At 60.0% G+C, this 16,549-nt stretch carries 14 protein-coding genes and 1 tRNA gene; 7 read left to right on the plus strand and 8 right to left on the minus strand.

Annotated elements, in window-relative coordinates:
- Positions 1-33: 33 nt before the first annotated feature.
- Both HDF08_RS06345 and HDF08_RS06350 read right to left on the minus strand, forming a co-directional pair.
- Entirely contained in the window at positions 34-942 is a 909-nt protein-coding gene (locus HDF08_RS06345) for an anti-sigma factor (RefSeq protein ID WP_179637687.1), read from the minus strand.
- A complete protein-coding gene (locus tag HDF08_RS06350) occupies positions 939-1,505 on the minus strand; it encodes an RNA polymerase sigma factor (protein ID WP_179637688.1) in 567 nt (188 codons plus the stop codon). Before HDF08_RS06350 ends, HDF08_RS06345 begins: the two co-directional genes overlap by 4 nt.
- A gap of 282 nt (positions 1,506-1,787) precedes the next feature.
- Here HDF08_RS06350 and HDF08_RS06355 point away from each other — a divergent pair, with 282 nt between their 5' ends.
- Complete coding sequence (locus HDF08_RS06355; RefSeq protein WP_179637689.1) at positions 1,788-2,615, plus strand: TlyA family RNA methyltransferase; 828 nt, start codon at positions 1,788-1,790, stop codon at positions 2,613-2,615.
- Here the strand turns inward: HDF08_RS06355 and HDF08_RS06360 are convergent.
- Complete coding sequence (locus HDF08_RS06360; RefSeq protein WP_179637690.1) at positions 2,612-4,852, minus strand: AsmA family protein; 2,241 nt, start codon at positions 4,850-4,852, stop codon at positions 2,612-2,614. The two genes, HDF08_RS06355 and HDF08_RS06360, sit on opposite strands and share 4 nt — an antisense overlap.
- Before the next feature lie 266 nt (positions 4,853-5,118).
- Between HDF08_RS06360 and HDF08_RS06365 the strand changes: the two genes are divergently transcribed.
- Positions 5,119-5,976 carry an NAD(+)/NADH kinase gene (locus HDF08_RS06365; RefSeq protein ID WP_179637691.1) on the plus strand — a complete coding sequence of 286 codons (858 nt, stop codon included), beginning with the start codon at positions 5,119-5,121 and terminating at the stop codon, positions 5,974-5,976.
- Positions 5,977-6,375: 399 nt separating this feature from the next.
- Here HDF08_RS06365 and HDF08_RS06370 read toward each other — a convergent pair whose 3' ends face one another.
- From HDF08_RS06370 to HDF08_RS06385, 4 genes are read right to left on the minus strand one after another with little or no spacing between them, the layout of a single operon-like run.
- On the minus strand, positions 6,376-7,167 hold the full coding sequence (locus HDF08_RS06370) for an ABC transporter ATP-binding protein (RefSeq protein ID WP_218884513.1): 792 nt from the start codon (positions 7,165-7,167) through the stop codon (positions 6,376-6,378).
- A gap of 6 nt (positions 7,168-7,173) precedes the next feature.
- Entirely contained in the window at positions 7,174-8,277 is a 1,104-nt protein-coding gene (locus HDF08_RS06375; protein WP_179637692.1) for an ABC transporter permease, read from the minus strand.
- The gene (locus tag HDF08_RS06380; RefSeq protein ID WP_179637693.1) at positions 8,277-9,587 is read right to left on the minus strand and encodes an ABC transporter permease; all 1,311 of its coding nucleotides are present in this window, start codon (positions 9,585-9,587) and stop codon (positions 8,277-8,279) included. Before HDF08_RS06380 ends, HDF08_RS06375 begins: the two co-directional genes overlap by 1 nt.
- Before the next feature lie 26 nt (positions 9,588-9,613).
- Positions 9,614-10,888 carry a Fe-S-containing protein gene (locus HDF08_RS06385; RefSeq protein ID WP_179637694.1) on the minus strand — a complete coding sequence of 425 codons (1,275 nt, stop codon included), beginning with the start codon at positions 10,886-10,888 and terminating at the stop codon, positions 9,614-9,616.
- 264 nt (positions 10,889-11,152) lie between these two features.
- Here HDF08_RS06385 and HDF08_RS06390 point away from each other — a divergent pair, with 264 nt between their 5' ends.
- Together HDF08_RS06390 and HDF08_RS06395 are read left to right on the plus strand one after the other, a co-directional pair.
- Positions 11,153-11,863, plus strand: coding sequence for a GNAT family N-acetyltransferase (locus HDF08_RS06390; RefSeq protein WP_179637695.1), 711 nt, complete (start codon positions 11,153-11,155; stop codon positions 11,861-11,863).
- A 12-nt stretch (positions 11,864-11,875) separates the two neighbouring features.
- Positions 11,876-12,256: a VanZ family protein gene (locus tag HDF08_RS06395; RefSeq protein WP_179637696.1), complete on the plus strand. Its 381-nt coding sequence runs from the start codon at positions 11,876-11,878 to the stop codon at positions 12,254-12,256.
- A gap of 67 nt (positions 12,257-12,323) precedes the next feature.
- Here the strand turns inward: HDF08_RS06395 and HDF08_RS06400 are convergent.
- Positions 12,324-12,400, minus strand: a tRNA-Arg gene (locus HDF08_RS06400).
- A gap of 164 nt (positions 12,401-12,564) precedes the next feature.
- Here HDF08_RS06400 and HDF08_RS06405 point away from each other — a divergent pair.
- The 3 genes from HDF08_RS06405 to HDF08_RS06415 are packed head-to-tail and all read left to right on the plus strand — an operon-like array spanning position 12,565 to position 16,514.
- Positions 12,565-13,233 carry a (2Fe-2S)-binding protein gene (locus HDF08_RS06405; RefSeq protein ID WP_257030893.1) on the plus strand — a complete coding sequence of 223 codons (669 nt, stop codon included), beginning with the start codon at positions 12,565-12,567 and terminating at the stop codon, positions 13,231-13,233.
- A 13-nt stretch (positions 13,234-13,246) separates the two neighbouring features.
- A complete protein-coding gene (locus HDF08_RS06410; RefSeq protein WP_179637697.1) occupies positions 13,247-14,254 on the plus strand; it encodes an FAD binding domain-containing protein in 1,008 nt (335 codons plus the stop codon).
- Positions 14,255-14,264: 10 nt separating this feature from the next.
- Complete coding sequence (locus HDF08_RS06415; protein WP_179637698.1) at positions 14,265-16,514, plus strand: xanthine dehydrogenase family protein molybdopterin-binding subunit; 2,250 nt, start codon at positions 14,265-14,267, stop codon at positions 16,512-16,514.
- Positions 16,515-16,549 lie beyond the last annotated feature (35 nt).

Consider the following 16,549-nt stretch of genomic DNA (forward strand, 5'->3'; position numbering starts at 1 on the left):
GCCTTTTCACTTCATGCGATCTGATACCTAGGACTACTCTCCCACAGCAGCCCCAACCAGGATGATCGGCAGAGTCGGCGCCGCAGCTCCACCTTCCTCCTCTACCGTCACTCCGAACGCCTTCGCCTCGACGCCCTTCGGCAGAGTCGGCATAATCACACTGGCATTGCCGCGTGCATCCGGACGGAACGTACCCGCCGGAATTGGATTCTGTCCTGCGCCGGCTGGAATCAGCCAAAGCTCATACGTCTTTGAAGGCTGCAGTGGTTCAAGGTTCGTAGCTAGAAAGATCAGCGTCCCCTTGCTCGCAACATAAGTCGCCCTGCCTTGTGGAACAGGCGGTGGCGCACCCTTCACATTCAAGGTCACCCTTACCGCCGAGCTGTCGGTCATCGCATCCAGAACCTGTCGCGCCGCCGCAGCATCTGCGGTCAAATGATCGATTCTGCTGCTCTGCTCCGTCACAGCGCCGCGAAGCGTCTCTCGCTCTTTGTACAGAGAGCCTGCCGCCACAGCCAGACCCGCAGCCGCCGCCCAGCCGACCCACGGCAGAACCCTGCCGCCGAACCCGGGCTTCGGTGGCTCTTCCTCCGTCGAGTAAAGACTCCCCGCCGCACTTCCAAATTCATCAGTCGCAGCCACGCTCGCACTCGCGCTGGCAGTAGCAGCAGCGGCCGCGGTCTCAACAGGCCGATCGATCGGAATCGCCTTCTTCTCCCGTCCAACCTGTTTCATTAGCCGCTCGCGAGCCTCTGCGGACGGCGATTGCATCTCTACCGTATGGGCGTACACCGCAAGATCGCCCTGTATCTCCGCCAACTCGCGCCGCGCTTCCTCAGACCGTTCCACGTATGCGGCAATCTCTGCCATCTCTTCCGCAGGAAGCAGCTGCATGGCAAACAACGCCAGATCTTCTGATGTAATACGCCGTGGCTCGCTCATGCTGGGAACGCCTTTCTCAGCGAAGTAAGCGCGCTGCGAATTCTTGTCTTGACTGTCCCAAGTGGATCGCCCGTCATCTCGGCGATCTCGGAGTGCGTCAGTCCATCAAAAAACGCCATCTCCAAAGTCTTACGCTGCTCCACCGGCAGCAGCTTGATCACGCCCCGTGCCTTTTCCATCAAACTATTTCGTTCCGCTTCGTTCGCAAGATTGTAGTTCGAAGCCAGCGACATATCGTCGACCGATTCCATCGGACGCTTCCGACGCAGGGAATCGATCGATCGATTTCTCGAAACCACAGCGAGCCAGCCGCCAAGACTACCGCGAGTTGCTACAAAGCCATCAGGGTTACGCCAGATCTGCATAAAGATTTCCTGGAGCACGTCCTCCGCCGCAGCCGGGTCGCGGAGGACCCGAAGGGCCACCGAGTACACAACCTTCGAATAGCGGTCGAACAGCGCCGCCATGGCGTACTCGTCCCCCCTCTGCACAAGACCAAGCAGAACAGCATCGTCCTGCCCCGAGGGCGGTGGTGAGTTTACGAGTCCCGTTTCTCTATACATAAAACGCACCCACTACAATTGCAGATTGCAAAAAAAGCCAAGTATTTAGGTTCCCTCAGGCAACCCCATGTAACCTCAGATAAGTTAGTTCATTCAGTACACACCAGAGCTACTTTACCCGAAAATTCAGCCCGTGGCAGACTTCCTCGTCGTCCGTATCGAATATGCAATTTCATTCTCATAAAGAAATGCAGCTCCTCTTGTTCACCATGATCTACACCCCATCCCAAACCTCGCCTCATAGAACTCCCCCGACAGACCCGACCCGATAGACCCGAAGAGATGAGCGACCCCACACCTCCTCAGCGCAATAAGTCCCCAAAGTCTCGCATCGACAAGCTGCTCGTCGATCAAGGCCACGCCGCCTCCCGCGAGCGCGCCCAGGCTCTCATCCTCGCCGGCCGCGTCCTCGTCGACGAGCAGCGTATCGACAAACCAGGCACCTCCATCTCCTCCAACGCCGTCATCCGTCTCCTCGGCTCCGATCTCAAGTACGTCAGCCGCGGCGGCCTCAAGCTCGAGCATGCCCTCGCCCACTGGTACATCAACCTCACCAATCTTCCCTGCGTCGACATCGGCGCCTCCACCGGCGGATTCACCGACTGCATGCTCCAGTCCGGCGCAGCCTCCGTACTTGCTGTCGACACCGGCTACGGCCAGATCGCCCACAAGCTTCGCGACGACGCACGCGTCACCCTCCGCGAGCGCACCAACGCCCGCCTCCTCACACCCGGCGAGCTCCTCGCCCCCCACACCCCCACCCCAGCCTTCCTTGCCATGGATGTCTCCTTCATCTCCGCCACTCTTGTCTTGCCCGCGGTCCTCGCAGCTCTCAGCACGCCCGACCAGCCCTGGCAAGGCACCGCCATCATCCTCATCAAACCGCAGTTCGAAGCCGGCCGCGCCAACATCGGCAAAGGAGGCATCGTCCGAGACCCCGACGCCCGTCAAGCCGCCATCGAACGCGTCCGCGACTGCGTCATCGAGCAGCACGGCACCGCCATCGACCTCATCGACTCTCCCATCCTCGGCATGGAGGGAAACCACGAGTACCTCCTCCACGCACGCTTTCTCGAGAGTCGTCAGGGGCATCAACCTTTCCTCAACTAATGCTTCCCAAACAGACCACCCAGCGCATTGCCAAGAGGATTGGGGGGAGTCTTTCCATTCTTCTGTACCCCCTGACCGCCCAGCAGACCCTTTGCCGCATTAGCCCCTACCGCCCCAGCCAGCCCCGCAACATTCGGGCTGAACGTAGGATTGCTCGTCGTCCCGCCGATCGCCACAGGAATCCCTGCCTTAAGCAATCCTCCCGTAAGCCCGCCCAGCGCAGCACCACCAGCGCCGCCGCCCGGAATAAACCCGCCCAGCGCCCCAGCCAGCCCAGCCGCCGCGCCTCCGCCAGAGCTCGCCTGCTGCGTCCCACCTCCGCCACCCATCAAGCCCGTCAGCTTCAGCACGACGTTATAGTTCAGCGCTCCACCGGCACTCACACTCCCAGCACCAGTCGCCGTCCCCACTCCAGCCACATCCAGCGCAATATTATCCGTCCGGATATTTCCGCCCTCTTCGCGCACATTCATACTCAAAGAGCGAATCGTCGTCCCCGATCCCGTAGAAGAGCCAATCCTGCCGCCTGTAAGCGACGACAGCGCCCCCAGCTTCGATCCCAGATTAAACCCCGCTAGTTGCGTGTCGTTAATCCTCACCGGCCCGCTGATCACCGGAGCAGCCGAAGTCCCCGTCACCGCCAGCGCCGTCGTCAGCGTCCCTCCCTGCAGCCGCGAGCCCGACGGCAGATGCACTCCAACCGAAGGCAAAAACGCCTCCAGCTCATTGATCGAAACCGCATTTCCAACCACCTTCAAGTTGAGCGCCGTCGAAGGTCCGCTGGTCTGGTACGTCCCCGACAGATTGATTACCGCGCTGCCAATCGTCACCACCGCCTGCTGCACCACGCCGTTCATCGCCTGCTCGTTCTGCGTCAGCGTGAACTGCAGCTGCACCGGCTTCGGCGACGGCACACCATCCTTCGCCAGCTTGATCCCCACAACGGTCGCGGCTCCCTGCGCATTCAACGTCTGCCCGTTCGACTGAATCTTCGCCTGCAGATCGGCCACGCCGCTGATCCCCGCATCCGGCGGCAGCACTCCTGCCGTCCCAATCTCAACATGCTTCAGCGTCACCTGCCCGTTCAGCGGAGTGCTCGCATTGTTCGCCTGATTGAACGGTCCAACCGTTCCGTTCGCACTCACGCCCCCGCCATTCGGCAGTTGCCCGCTCAGGTTGAACGGCGAAGCGCTCTTCGGCGAAAGATTCGTTACCTGCGCGTTCACCTGGCTATATACGGCGGAGCCCGTCTTGCCTGCCGTCGCCAGCGTAATCGTGCCATTCTTCACCTGCGCATCGTCCACGGACAGGTTGTCGAGCATCGACGCCCCCTCCGCATTTGGGTCTTTAGGCTTTGGCTGCTTCGGCCCATTGCTCTGTACCAGCGTCAGCTTGGGCGTATCCACCAGAAGCTTAGTGATGTGCATCTGCGTTCCGCTCCACGCCGCATCCAGCACGATGTTGTCAATCGTGCCCGTGACCCCATCCGACGCATCCACAAACCCCGCTGCCAGCGGATCCAGGTGTTTCACTTCAAGGTTTCCTGAGAAAGGTGTGGCCGAAGCATCCTGCTGGTTGAAAGGCCCCGCCGAGCCCTTCAGCGTAACCGATCCGCCCGCAGGCAGATTCGCCGACGCCTCAAACGGAAACGCCTTCGCAAACGAAAAATCCTTCACATTCAAGTTCACATTTTCATAAACCCGATTTGGCGCACTCGCCGCGCCAGTCGTCCCCGGTCCGGCACCCACGGTAATCCTGCCGTCTTCGACGTTCACCTCGCCCACTGTCAGGTTCGGAAACGCCTGCTTGGTCTCCTCACTCTGCGCCTGCTGGCCGCCCGTCCCAATCGTGGAGTAATTCCAGGTCCCGTTGGCTGCCCGCAGCAGTTGGATCTTCGGCGACTGCATCGAAAACCCGCGAATAATCACCTGCTTGCTCAGGATCAGAGGAAAGATCTCCACCCCAATCTTCACCTTATCCGCCTGAATAAACGGCTGCGTGCTGAACCGCGGATCGTCCGCAACCACCGCATTCTCCGCCACCAGGCTGCCCGACAGCACCGATAGATTCACCTTGCCGATCGTCACCTGCCGCCCCAGCGACTTGGTCAGCGTCGATTCAATCTTTGCCTTGAAGCTATCCGTGTTGAGGAACAGCGGCACACAAACAGCCGCAAGGACGATCAACGCCAAAATAGCGCCTACCGCAATCAGGACCAACCGTGCCGGTTTCCCCATGCCATCACCTCGTCCGTACCGTATCTAGGTTAAGATGCAAGCGCCAAAATCGATGTTGCACGCCAGATCGAAAGGACATCCCGGGCAGCAGGCCCGAGAGCAGAAGTTCAGCGCAGAGAGAGGACCTGCCCCCTCCCGCTACCACCGGTACCAGCAGGCTACCGTCAGAGGTAGAGGTTACGTCTCATGGCCCATCGACGCAACCTGAACGTCTTTGCGCAGTTGGGGCTCAACGCATTGCTGCCATACAGTTACACTAAAGATCCATGCTCCAGGCCGCCATTATCTCCAAGCCCCAGAAGCCGGAACTCGCCGGAATCCTCCGCGATCTCATCGCGTGGCTCGAAGCGCGCCACTACCACTACCTTCTCGACCCCGACAGCGCCGCCTACGTCTCGGGCGCCAACCCCATCGCTCGCGTAGACCTCCCCAACCACAAGCCAAATCTGGTCATCGTCCTCGGTGGCGACGGCACCCTCCTCGCCGCAGCCCGGGCCTTCGCCCGCACCACCACCCCCATCCTCAGCGTCAACCTCGGCTCCCTCGGCTTCCTCACCGAGATCCCCCTCTCCGAGCTCTACACCACCCTCGAAGCCTGGTGCGACAACTGTGCCGAGATCGAGATCCGCAGTATGATGCGAGCTGAGATCATCCGCGACGGCCAGATCGTCAAGCAGTGGGATGCCCTCAACGACGTAGTAGTCGCCAAAGGAACCATCGCCCGCATGGGTGACTTCTCCGTCGAGATCGACAGCCAGGCCGTAGCCACCTTTCGTGCCGACGGCATCATCGTCTCCACGCCCACCGGCTCGACCGCCTACAACCTCGCTGCCGACGGGCCTATTGTCATGCCCAGCGTCAACGCCATGCTGGTCACCCCTATCTGTCCCCACCTGCTCACCATTCGCCCCATCGTCGTTCCGGGCGACTCCACCGTCAGCGTCGAGGTCGTCGGCGTTCCCAACGAGATCTACCTCACCGTTGACGGCCAGGAAGCAGTCCAGCTCAAGCTAGGCGACCTGGTCCACTGCCAGCGTTCGGAGGCTGCGGTCCGCCTCCTGCGCCACAGTCCGAACGGCCTCTTCAGTGTCCTCCGCTCAAAACTAAAATGGGGCGAGCGCTAGCACTTCGTGCGGTATACCCCTTCGGGTGGGTCTCCCGATGGTCGGCACAAGGTCTCTCCTCCGAGCAACGCGAGGACCGAAGCAGTTAGCCCTACCAGGACCGGTATGCAAGTCACGAAGTGACCGCCCGAATCGGGGTCCCCGCGAACAGGTCTTCGTTCGTGGGGTGGCAAGCGAAGTGGGCCCGTCCGGCAGGACATCCGCGAAGCGGCAGCAAGCGAGCCCAAAAATAAAGTTGAAAAAGTTGGCGTATTTTTCAGAGCCCAAAAAGTGACTGCTAAAACACCACATCAGCCACGCAATTCACCATAATCCCACCACAAAAACACCACACCAAAACACGCCTTTTCGCCAAAACCCCCAGCAAAACGCGCATTCACCACAAAAATAAAAATCCAGCTACAAACGGTCCGTCGAGCGCCGCAAAGTGACCATCGGCCCACTGACAGGATGGCAGAAGACCTGTCCATGGCTCAGCGCGATCCTCCTCTGCGCCAGCCCAGCCATCTCCGGATCATGCGTCACCATCACGATCGTATGGCCGTTCCTATGCAGATCCTGCAGCAACTCCGCCACGATCTTCTGATTGGCCGCGTCGAGATTTCCAGTCGGTTCATCCGCCAGTAGGATGGGCGGATTGTTGATCAACGCCCGCGCGATACAGACCCGCTGCTGCTCGCCGCCTGACAGCTCACTGGGCAGATGCGAGACCCGGTCGCCCAACCCAACGCGCACCAACGCCGCCCGCGCCTCCGCCTCATCTGTCATCGAATGAAAGTACTGCGCCAGCATTACGTTTTCAAGTGCTGACAAGTAAGGAATCAGATGAAACTGCTGAAAGATAAATCCGATCTTGTCTGCGCGAAATCGATCAAGCTCCGTGGCACTCATCGACGCGGTATCGACGTTGTCGATCTTCAACTCACCCGCCGTCGGCCGGTCGAGGCAGCCGATGAGATTGACCAGCGTACTCTTGCCCGAACCGGAAGGACCGGTGATCGCAACCCACTCCCCGGCGACGATGGAGAAACTCGCATCAGCCAACGCACGCACCACGCCTGCATGTCCCACATACTCACGGGTCACGTGATGCAGCGCAATCACAGCGCAGTCATCCCGCGTGCTTCCGGTTGGATCAGCCAGCGGCCCGGTCTGTATCTTCGCCACTACCTTCGCTTCGCTCACGCTCATATCTTCTCACTCCCCCTTCAGCAGCGCAGCTGGCTGCAGACCACGCATCACCCGGGCAGGGAACAGTGCCGCCATCGCGGCGATCACCACATTCAGCAGCAGCACCAGTGGCAGCACCGAAGGCCGCGGCAGTGTCGCAGTATGGAAGTTCCCTTCGCTGATGGCCCATGCTGCTGCAGATCCGACGATGAAGCCCACCGCAACACCCGCCAGTGCCAGCACCAACGCCTCCAGCAAGAACATTCCCATCAACTGCATCTGCGATCCGCCCAGCGCCTTCATCAACGCAAAGTCCCTCCGCCGCTCGAGCACACTCGCCGACAGCGTCGCTAACACACTCACCGCCACAGTCAGCGCAATCAGCAGCACCGCTCCATACATCAGCGCGTGGGTGCGATCGACGATCTTCGACTCTCCCTCGACCAGCTGCCGTACGGGTTGGACCTGCATCTCGGGGAAGTCCTGCTGCAGACGCGCTATGGCTGCCTCGACCTTCGCTGCCCCTCCCGGAACCTGAAGCTCAATCACGCTTGGCCCAACTCCGGTCCACGCACTGAAGGCGGGTAGCGGCATATAAATGCGGCTATCTTCGTCGCCACCTGTCTTGATCCGTCCTGCACCATTCAGCGTGATGGCGTGTCCTGCGAAGGTAAGGGCAACCGCGTGTTCATTCCCAACAAACTGCGCCGCCCTCTGGCCAAGCAACGCGACGTCCGAAGCCGTAGCGTCGGGCCACGTCTGCACCTGCCACCACGAGTCCAGCCGCCTGACTGCAGCAAAGTCTGTTCCGGCCACGACCAACGGTGTCCCCGTATCGGTCGTCGCGACGGCATAGGCAAACTCCACGGCCAACGCATCAGGCCCCGCCGCCTCCTGCACGCGGGCCAGAGCGTCGGTGCGCAGAGGCGAAGAAGCGGGAGCAGAGAGGACAATGTTCGCGCCGAAGCTGCGAAACTCCTTATGCAGCTTGGCGTCGAGATCCGCGTAGAGCGTCAGAAGCGCTGTCGCCACGCCAGCCGACACCGTCATCGCCACCAGTGCCGAGAGACTTCGCGCCCTGCGATGCACCAGCGACCGTCGCAACATGCCAAAGAGGCTCAGCTTCACCATCAGGCATCGGCCCTCAGGATCGCCGAAGGCTCCATACGCAGAGCCGTCCGGATCGACGGCGTGCTTCCCGCAATCGCAACCACCAGCGCCAGCGCGACGACAACCGGCAGCAACACCGGAATCAACACCGCCTCCGCCGCACCGCCGTCTCCGGCAAAGATCCTCGCGCCGAGCCACGCAGCAAGCCCCGAACCGAGCAGATAGCCAATAGTTCCCGCGATCAGCGCGAGCAGTCCGGCCTCTGCATAGAAGAGCAGGGCAATGGCACCTTTGCTTGCACCCAGCGAACGCATCAAGCCAATCTCTCCTTGGCGTTCAAGAATCGCAGTCGCCATTGCGGCGCTTACTGCAAACCCCGCAGCCAGCAGTGCTGCCGCGCTGATCAGCCACATCAGCCCCGAGATTCGCTTCAGCACATTGCCTTCGCTTTGTTCCACGCGCCGCACCTGCTCCGCCTGCGCTCCAGGAATCGCTTCACGAATCTGATAGGCAATTGAGTTCGCATAGGGACGGCAGTACCAGATCTCTCGCTGCTTCGGCGGCAGGGAATCAGGATCGACCCGCGCAAACGCATCCTCCGGCTTCGTACGGGCGCTTACCTCAACACGACGGACGGCATCGTTTGCGCCGGCGTAGGCTTGCGCGTCGTGGAGCGTAAGCAGGATGCCATTGTCATCTTCGCCGCCCGTTGTGACGATGCCGGTAACATCTGCAGACAGTCGCGAAGAGGGCGCAGCCTGCGCACCCTGCATGACAAAGGTGTCGCCGACCTTGAGGCCAAGCTTCTTCGCAAGATTCGCCCCAACCACTACACCCCTGCTACCCGGACTGTTCTGTGGCGCAGGCCATGATCCTTCGAGATGCCACCACGGATGCAGTGTCGGCGCTCCCGTCTTCAATGTGTTGAAGTCATGATCGAACCAATAACCGACTGCATTTACGGCAATGAGCGGATCTCCGTCCTTTCGCGCAATCGCCATCTGCGCAGGCAACTCCGGCGAGACGCCAGTGATGTTGTTCGCCCAGAAGATGGTCTTGAGCTTCGCCAGATCGCTCTCCTTCAGGTAAGCGCCGCCAGAAGCAGGCTTCAGATCCACCCCGCCCACCTTCACATCAAGCAGATCGGCCTTCGGATAAACAACAATATTGGCTCCATAGACTGCAAGCTCTTTATGGATTCGATCGCCAATCGTCGTTGCGAGTGCAAGCATCGCCGTCACGGCCGTCGTCCCAAGCAGAATCGCCACACCCGCCAGCATCTTGCGGCGGCGCTGCCTGCGAAAGCTCTCCATGAGGAGGCGAAAGAACATCTAGCGATCCCTCATCGTTCGATCTTTCATCGTTCAAAGACCGGAGCCAGTTCGCGGAGGTCCGCCGCCTCAATCACCAACTGCCCACCACCCACGGTCGACTTCAGCGGGATGGGATTGCAGCCGCCCTTCATCCCCATCGAGTTCGCATTCAAAGGCGAAGCGCACATCTTGCAGGTGATCCCCTGATCGCCGATGTAGAAGCCAACCGGCCCGCAGATCTGACAGGCGTCGGCAACCGAGACGATATTCCCGTCTGGCTTTTTGAAGAGCAGAAACCTGATCTCTACGTTGCCGCCCTTGCCGTCGTCCAGGTGCACGCCGTAGCGATGCAACTTGTCGTCGTTGACATCCGCCGTAGGCAGCGTCACCTGCGAACCGACCAGCGTCACCGCGGCAGTGGGGGAGAGGGCGGTAGAGCTCTTCGCATAGATGAACTCGGCTGTGGAGAGAAAGATGAAGACGAAGCTGGTTGCAATGACGGCGGTCATCCACATCTTTTCGCGCCGCTGGGTCCACTCAGCACGCCGCTTGTCGGCAGGGGTCGCGCTCGCGTTTAGCACGGCGGGTGCGCGGCGCTTGTACTCCAACAGCATCATCAATCCGGCGAGCGCCAGCATCGTGACGAAGAAGAAGAGATCGTTGCGGACGATGGGGCCGATCAGACGCATCTCCGTGGGACTCGACGGAAGCACCCCATTCTCGCTGAGCTCATGCAGCCCACTGACGATCAGCTGGAAGGCCACGAAGTACAGAATGACGGTGGTGACGCGGAAGAATCGCTGCAGGTTGATCTTCACGCTGCCCCGAATGAACAGAACGCCGAAGACGATCGCAACTGCGATCCCCAGCAGCGTTCCGGTAAAGCTGAGCAGCTCGGTCGAGTTCAGGGTGACAGCGGACAGAATCAACACCGTCTCGACGCCCTCGCGCAGGACCAGCAGAAAGACGAAGAAGAACAGCCCCGCCTTCGACACTCCCGCCGGGCCGGTGTACTGGGAGATCTTCTCCTCGATCGATCCCTTCATGGTGCGGGCGGTCTTGTGCATAAACCAGATCATGCTAATTACGAAGACGGCGGCGCCCAGCATCACCCAGCCTTCGAAGATGTCCGTATTGAACTGGCTGCGGGCGATCACGACTGCGCCCGCGACGCTTGCAGCGATGGCGGAACCTAGGGCCCAGAAGACTGTTCGCTTCAGCTCGGGCCTGCCGATCTTGGACAGGTAGGCGAAGACAATGCCGACAATCAGCGATGCTTCGACCCCCTCGCGGAGCGTGATGATAAATGCCTGCAACATAACGTCTTTCTTCTTCCCTGGCGGCACTCCGGATAGCCGACGGCAGCCAGCCCGAGCCCAATCTCCATGAGGCTGGATCAACCCTCGCCGCCAGTATCTAGTGTAATGAGGACTAAATTGGTCGTCAATCAAGGACGCTCGATTATCAGCCGCGATTTTTTTTGACCGGTAACAATCGCGGGCAAAGATCGCAGGGAAAGATCGCGGAACTCGGCGCCGCTCTGAGAGATACGGCCTAACGTGGAGACACCGTATCCTGTAGAAATGTTCGATCTGCCCGAGGATCTCTTCGCCAACCCAGTGTGGACCGCTCTCCACACCAGGCACCGCCAGTTTGCGATTTCAGCTGGGGAGGCCTGCCGCTATCCTGCTGCGGTAGTGCCCTTTGCGGCCGTCGCTGCCCCCACCGAGACGGCACTCTTGCAGCTTCACTCTCTCCTGGCGCCTGGTGAGTCGGTCTGGATCGTGGGCGAAAGCTACCCTCATCCGCCGCAGCTGGTCTTTGAGCAGACGCTCGAGTGTCTCCAGATGGTTCTTCCGGCGGAGATCGAGCCGCCTGCCGCGACGGTCGAGATCGCCCAGCTCTCATGCCGGGAGGCACTGGAGATGGTAGCCCTCACCGACCTCGCATTTCCGGGCTTCTTTCGCAGCAAAACCTGCGAGATGGGCTCGTACTTCGGGGTGCGGTCTGATGGCCAGCTTGTCGCCATGGGGGGCGAGCGCCTCAAACTCGACGGGCCTCTGAAGAGCTATTCTGAAATCAGTGGAGTCTGCACGCATCCCGACCACCGTGGCAAAGGATATGCCGAAAATCTGATCTGGCATCTGGGGAGAAAACATCGCCGCGACGGCTTGGTCTCCTGGCTCCATGTCAGCGCCACGAATGATCGCGCAATCCAGCTCTATCTTCGAATGGGATTCGTCGAGGCTCGCAGAGTTATGCTGCATCGTATTTCGCAAAGGCTAAAGGAATGAGACCATCAGCATATGTTGGAAGAACGTAAACGCCGCTCTGCAGTCATTATTCTGGGCTGCGTCTCGATGGTGTTGCTTGCCGTGTTGTCCTTCCTGCCCAACCAGGACAAGCTTCTGTTGCACACCACCGGACACTACCACCGCCTGGGGCATGTGCTGGCCTTTCTTGCCGTAACTGTTCTGCTGGTCAGCAGCGTAACCTCGCTGTGGTCTCGATTTGCCTTGGCCGCGGTGGTCGTGTCCTTCGGATATCTTCTGGAGTTTCTGGAGCACGTTATCTACAAGAATGCATTGGAGCGGTCCGACATCATGATCGACACGCTCGGCGTTATCTTCGGACTGATCCTGGTGCTCGTCCGCGACGAATACAGACGTAACCAGCGGTTCGAGTAGGCACAAGGAGGCTTTCCACAGAGGAATCTATGGTTTTTGCAAGGTATTCTCTGGATTTGAGTTTGTATGGTGCGCCCGGAAGGATTCGAACCTCCGACCCTTTGGTTCGTAGCCAAATGCTCTATCCAACTGAGCTACGGGCGCACATTGCGTGGGGTTGCAACCATTTAAAGATATAGGATTTCGCTCTATGGGGCAAACTGGGCGTAGTCCCGAGGCGAATATCGACAAAGGTCTCCGGCAACTGAGAAACTGCCCCTGTGAAATAATTTCGTACGTTCAAACAGTGCCGTGTCCGGAGGTGGAACTTGGCCGTTGATGAGAGAGACGCGAAAGAGAAAGACGCAAAAGAACCGGCGTCTTCTTTAGGCAAGCTGAGCCGCAGATCCTTTCTGTCCCACATGGGAGCAGCCGGGGTTGCTACGGCGGCGACAGCAGTCACTCCGCTGGCCGTCTCCACTGCGATAGCGGAGACGCAGGAGCGAACAGCTCCTCAAACACAGGCGATACCCGGAACTATGCCGGTCACTCTTAAGGTGAACGGCCAGTCGTATTCGGTACAGATCGATCCGCGTGCGACGCTGCTGGACACCCTACGCGAGACGCTGCATCTGACCGGCACCAAAAAAGGTTGCGACCACGGGCAATGTGGCGCGTGTACTGTGCATATCAATGGCCGGCGCGTGAACAGCTGCCTTACCTTCGCGGGCATGCAGCAAAACGTTGAGATCACCACCATCGAAGGCCTCGGTCAACCCGGCCACCTGCACCCCATGCAGGAGGCGTTTGTGGAGCACGACGGTTTTCAGTGCGGATATTGCACTTCAGGACAGATCATGTCTGCTGTCGCTATGGTGAAAGAACCGTGGGGCACAGGGGATAGTGATGTGAAGGAGGCGATGAGCGGCAACATCTGCCGCTGCGGAGCGTACCCCAACATCGTTGCAGCCGTCCAGGCAGTTCGACGAATGGCATAGGAGGAGATCGGCGATGGAACTCTTCGAACTGGTGACGGCCCAGACGGTCCCGGAGGCAGTGAAGGCTCAGGCGAAATCCTCCACCGCGCAGAATGGCGCAGAGGTGCGATTCATCGCAGGCGGCACCAACCTGATCGACTACATGAAGCTGAACGTCGAGCGGCCTACCCGTTTGGTGGACATCAACGGTCTGCCTCTTGACCGGATCGAAAAGACTGCCGACGGCGCACTGAAGATCGGCGCTCTCGCACGGAACGCGGACGTGGCCCAGGATGCGACCGTGAAGGAGCAGTATGCGGTTCTGTCGCAGGCACTGCTGGCTGGTGCCTCGCCGCAGTTGCGCAACATGGCGACGACAGGAGGCAACCTGCTCCAGAAGACACGCTGCGTCTACTACAGGGATACGGCGACTGGATGCAACAAGCGCGAGCCGGGCTCTGGCTGCTCCGCAATCGGTGGCTACAACCGCATGCTGGCGATTCTGGGGACGAGTGAACACTGCATTGCGACCAATCCCTCCGACCAGAACGTCGCGCTGATGGTGCTCGATGCTGTGGTTCATATCGAAGGCGTGAAGGGCCAGCGGACCGTGCCGATTGCAGAGTTCTACGTCGTTCCCGGATCCACCCCGCAGCGGGAGACTGTGTTGGAGCCGGGCGATCTGGTCACGCATGTCACATTGCCGAAGATGCCGTCTGGCGCGAAGAGCGTGTACTTGAAGCTGCGCGATCGTGCCTCCTACGAGTTCGCGCTGGCCTCCGCAGCGATTGTTATGAAGCAGGATGCAGGCGGCAAGATCGAATTCATTCGCGTCGCGATGGGTGGGGTTGGAACAAAGCCGTGGCGCTCAACGGAAGCCGAGAGAGCGCTTCTTGGAAGGGCTGCAAACTCTGCCAACTTCCGGACCGCAGCAGAGGTTGCGCTTCACGGTGCAAAGCCTCAGAGCCAGAACGGATTCAAAGTAGAGCTGGCGAAACGCTGCCTGACACACGCGATGGGACAAGCGAGCCAAAGCGCCTAAGGAGACGACGATGGATCAGGTAACGGAGTCGAAGGTGATTGGCGTCGCGACGCCTCGGATTGATGGCCCGCTCAAAGTAAGTGGCTCTGCGATGTATGCTTCAGACCATCATTTCCCGGGCCTGCTCTACGCATGGCCGGTCTGCGCAACGATCTCAAACGGAACGATCGCACACATGGACACGGCCGGAGCGGAGAAGATGCCCGGCGTCGTTGCCGTCTACCATCGCGAGAACATCGGGAAGCTCTATCGTGTGCCGCCGTCAACCGGGTTCACGCTCATCGTCGACGAGAAGCGCCCCCCGTTTGAGGACGATACGATTCGTTACTACGGGCAGTATGTTGCAGTCGTCGTAGCCCAGACCGTCGAACAGGCACGAGCCGCGGCCGAAAGTGTGAAGGCGACCTGCAACAAAGAGAAGCCGGATATCGGCGAGAAGCTGTTGGGCACTCCGCTGACGACCGACAAGCCTGACGAGAAGAGCAAGCGCGGAGATACGGCTGCGGCATTGACAGCGGCGAAGGTGAAGGTGGATGCGGTCTACAAGATTCCGGTCGAGACCCACAACCCAATTGAGCTGCATGCCTCAGTTGCGGTCTTCGACGGCAAGAAATATACGCTGTATGAGACCTCGCAGGCGGTTGTTAATCATCGCGATGTGATGGCGCAGATGCTGGGCGTTCCTACGGAGCAGGTGCAGGTGATTACGCGATTCCTGGGATCGGGATTCGGCGGCAAGTTGTGGCCGTGGCCCCATGGATTACTCGCAGCGGCGTGTGCACGCAATCTCGGGCGTCCGGTAAAGCTGGTGGTAAGTCGACAGATGATGTTTCAGACCGTCGGTCACAGGCCCGCAGTCGACCAGCGAATCCAGCTTGCTGCCGACGCTGATGGCAAGTTGACCGCAGTGCAACAGGACTACGTCAACCACACATCGATGCTCGATGACTACGACGAAGGTTGCGGCGAGATTACGCCGTTCCTCTACAGCACGCCGAACCTGCTTGTGACCGGAGGCCTGGTTCGCCGTAACGTCGGCAACCCAACAGCGATGCGCGGGCCAGGCGCAGTGCCGGGACTGTTTGCGTTGGAATCGGCGATGGATGAGCTGGCGATCGCGTTGAAGATGGACCCTGTTCAGCTGCGTTTGAAAAACGAGCCGGCGCTGGACGAGAGCCTGAATATTCCATTCTCTTCCCGTCACATGAAGGAGTGTCTGACGGTCGGGTCGGAGAAGTTTGGCTGGGCGAAACGCACTCCAGAGATCGGATCGATGAAGCGTGACGGCCTGACGCTGGGCTGGGGCATGGCCGCGTGCTCGTGGCTGGCGGCGCGAATCGAAACCGAGGCGACGGTCGAACTCCTCCAGGACGGATCAGCGCGCGTCGCCTGCGGCACCCAGGACATCGGCGGAGGAACCTATACCGTCATGGCCCAGGTGGTCAGTCACGAGACAGGCATTCCAGTCAATCGAATCGATGTCGTACTCGGCGACTCCTCGCTTCCACCAGGACCAATCTCGGGCGGTTCATGGGTTACGGCGTCCATGACACCCGCAGTGCTTGCGGCGTCGCAGAACGCAGGCAAAACGCTGTTGCTTGCTGCGATCAAGTCTGACGGATCGCCCTTCAAGGGCAAGAAGCAGGAAGAGCTCGAACTCGTCGACGGAACCGTTCGCCTGAAGGGACAGCAACAAGGCGCAGTACCGATGGCGGAGATTCTGAGGATCGCCAAAGTCAACTCAGTCTCTGGTACAGGCAAGTCTGACGGAACCTTTGGAGCAAAGCCCAAAGTCTCGTTTCACTCCTACGGTGCGCAATTTGCCGAGGTGACCTGGCAGCCCGAGACAGCGCGCCTCCGCGTCAGCCGGGTTGTCACGGTGATCGACGCGGGACGCATCCTGAATCCGCGGCCTGCCCGCAACCAGATCGAAGGAGCGGTGGTGATGGGTGTTGGTATGGCCATGTTCGAAGAGACGATGTATGACGCGCGGTCGGGTGCTCCGATCAACAACAACCTGGCCGACTATGTCGTCGCCGTGAACGCGGACACGCCGGAGATCGACGTCACCTTCCTCGACTATCCGGACTATCAGCTCAACGCACTGGGCGCGCGAGGTGTCGGAGAGATTGGACTGGCTGGGATCGCCTCCGCAATTACCAATGCTGTCTATCACGCGACGGGTATTCGTGTGCGCGATCTCCCGGTGCGTATCGAGGACTTACTCGTGCCCGCGAGCAGAACAACGCATCTTGCTTGATCCGAAAGGACAACAAAAAAGCCCTGCGCTGGTTG

Source organism: Tunturiibacter empetritectus, from assembly GCF_013410875.1.
Taxonomy (GTDB): Bacteria; Acidobacteriota; Terriglobia; order Terriglobales; family Acidobacteriaceae; genus Edaphobacter; species Edaphobacter empetritectus.

Bases quoted from the DNA above. Each gene is read 5' to 3' on its own strand.
- HDF08_RS06350 (WP_179637688.1), bottom strand. From the start codon at position 1,505: ATGTATAGAGAAACGGGACTCGTAAACTCACCACCGCCCTCGGGGCAG.
- HDF08_RS06345 (WP_179637687.1), bottom strand. From the start codon at position 942: ATGAGCGAGCCACGGCGTATTACATCAGAAGATCTGGCGTTGTTTGCC.
- HDF08_RS06355 (WP_179637689.1), top strand. From the start codon at position 1,788: ATGAGCGACCCCACACCTCCTCAGCGCAATAAGTCCCCAAAGTCTCGC.
- HDF08_RS06385 (WP_179637694.1), bottom strand. From the start codon at position 10,888: ATGTTGCAGGCATTTATCATCACGCTCCGCGAGGGGGTCGAAGCATCG.
- HDF08_RS06380 (WP_179637693.1), bottom strand. From the start codon at position 9,587: ATGTTCTTTCGCCTCCTCATGGAGAGCTTTCGCAGGCAGCGCCGCCGC.
- HDF08_RS06370 (WP_218884513.1), bottom strand. From the start codon at position 7,167: ATGAGCGTGAGCGAAGCGAAGGTAGTGGCGAAGATACAGACCGGGCCG.
- HDF08_RS06410 (WP_179637697.1), top strand. From the start codon at position 13,247: ATGGAACTCTTCGAACTGGTGACGGCCCAGACGGTCCCGGAGGCAGTG.
- HDF08_RS06365 (WP_179637691.1), top strand. From the start codon at position 5,119: ATGCTCCAGGCCGCCATTATCTCCAAGCCCCAGAAGCCGGAACTCGCC.
- HDF08_RS06395 (WP_179637696.1), top strand. From the start codon at position 11,876: ATGTTGGAAGAACGTAAACGCCGCTCTGCAGTCATTATTCTGGGCTGC.
- HDF08_RS06390 (WP_179637695.1), top strand. From the start codon at position 11,153: ATGTTCGATCTGCCCGAGGATCTCTTCGCCAACCCAGTGTGGACCGCT.
- HDF08_RS06360 (WP_179637690.1), bottom strand. From the start codon at position 4,852: ATGGGGAAACCGGCACGGTTGGTCCTGATTGCGGTAGGCGCTATTTTG.
- HDF08_RS06375 (WP_179637692.1), bottom strand. From the start codon at position 8,277: ATGGTGAAGCTGAGCCTCTTTGGCATGTTGCGACGGTCGCTGGTGCAT.
- HDF08_RS06415 (WP_179637698.1), top strand. From the start codon at position 14,265: ATGGATCAGGTAACGGAGTCGAAGGTGATTGGCGTCGCGACGCCTCGG.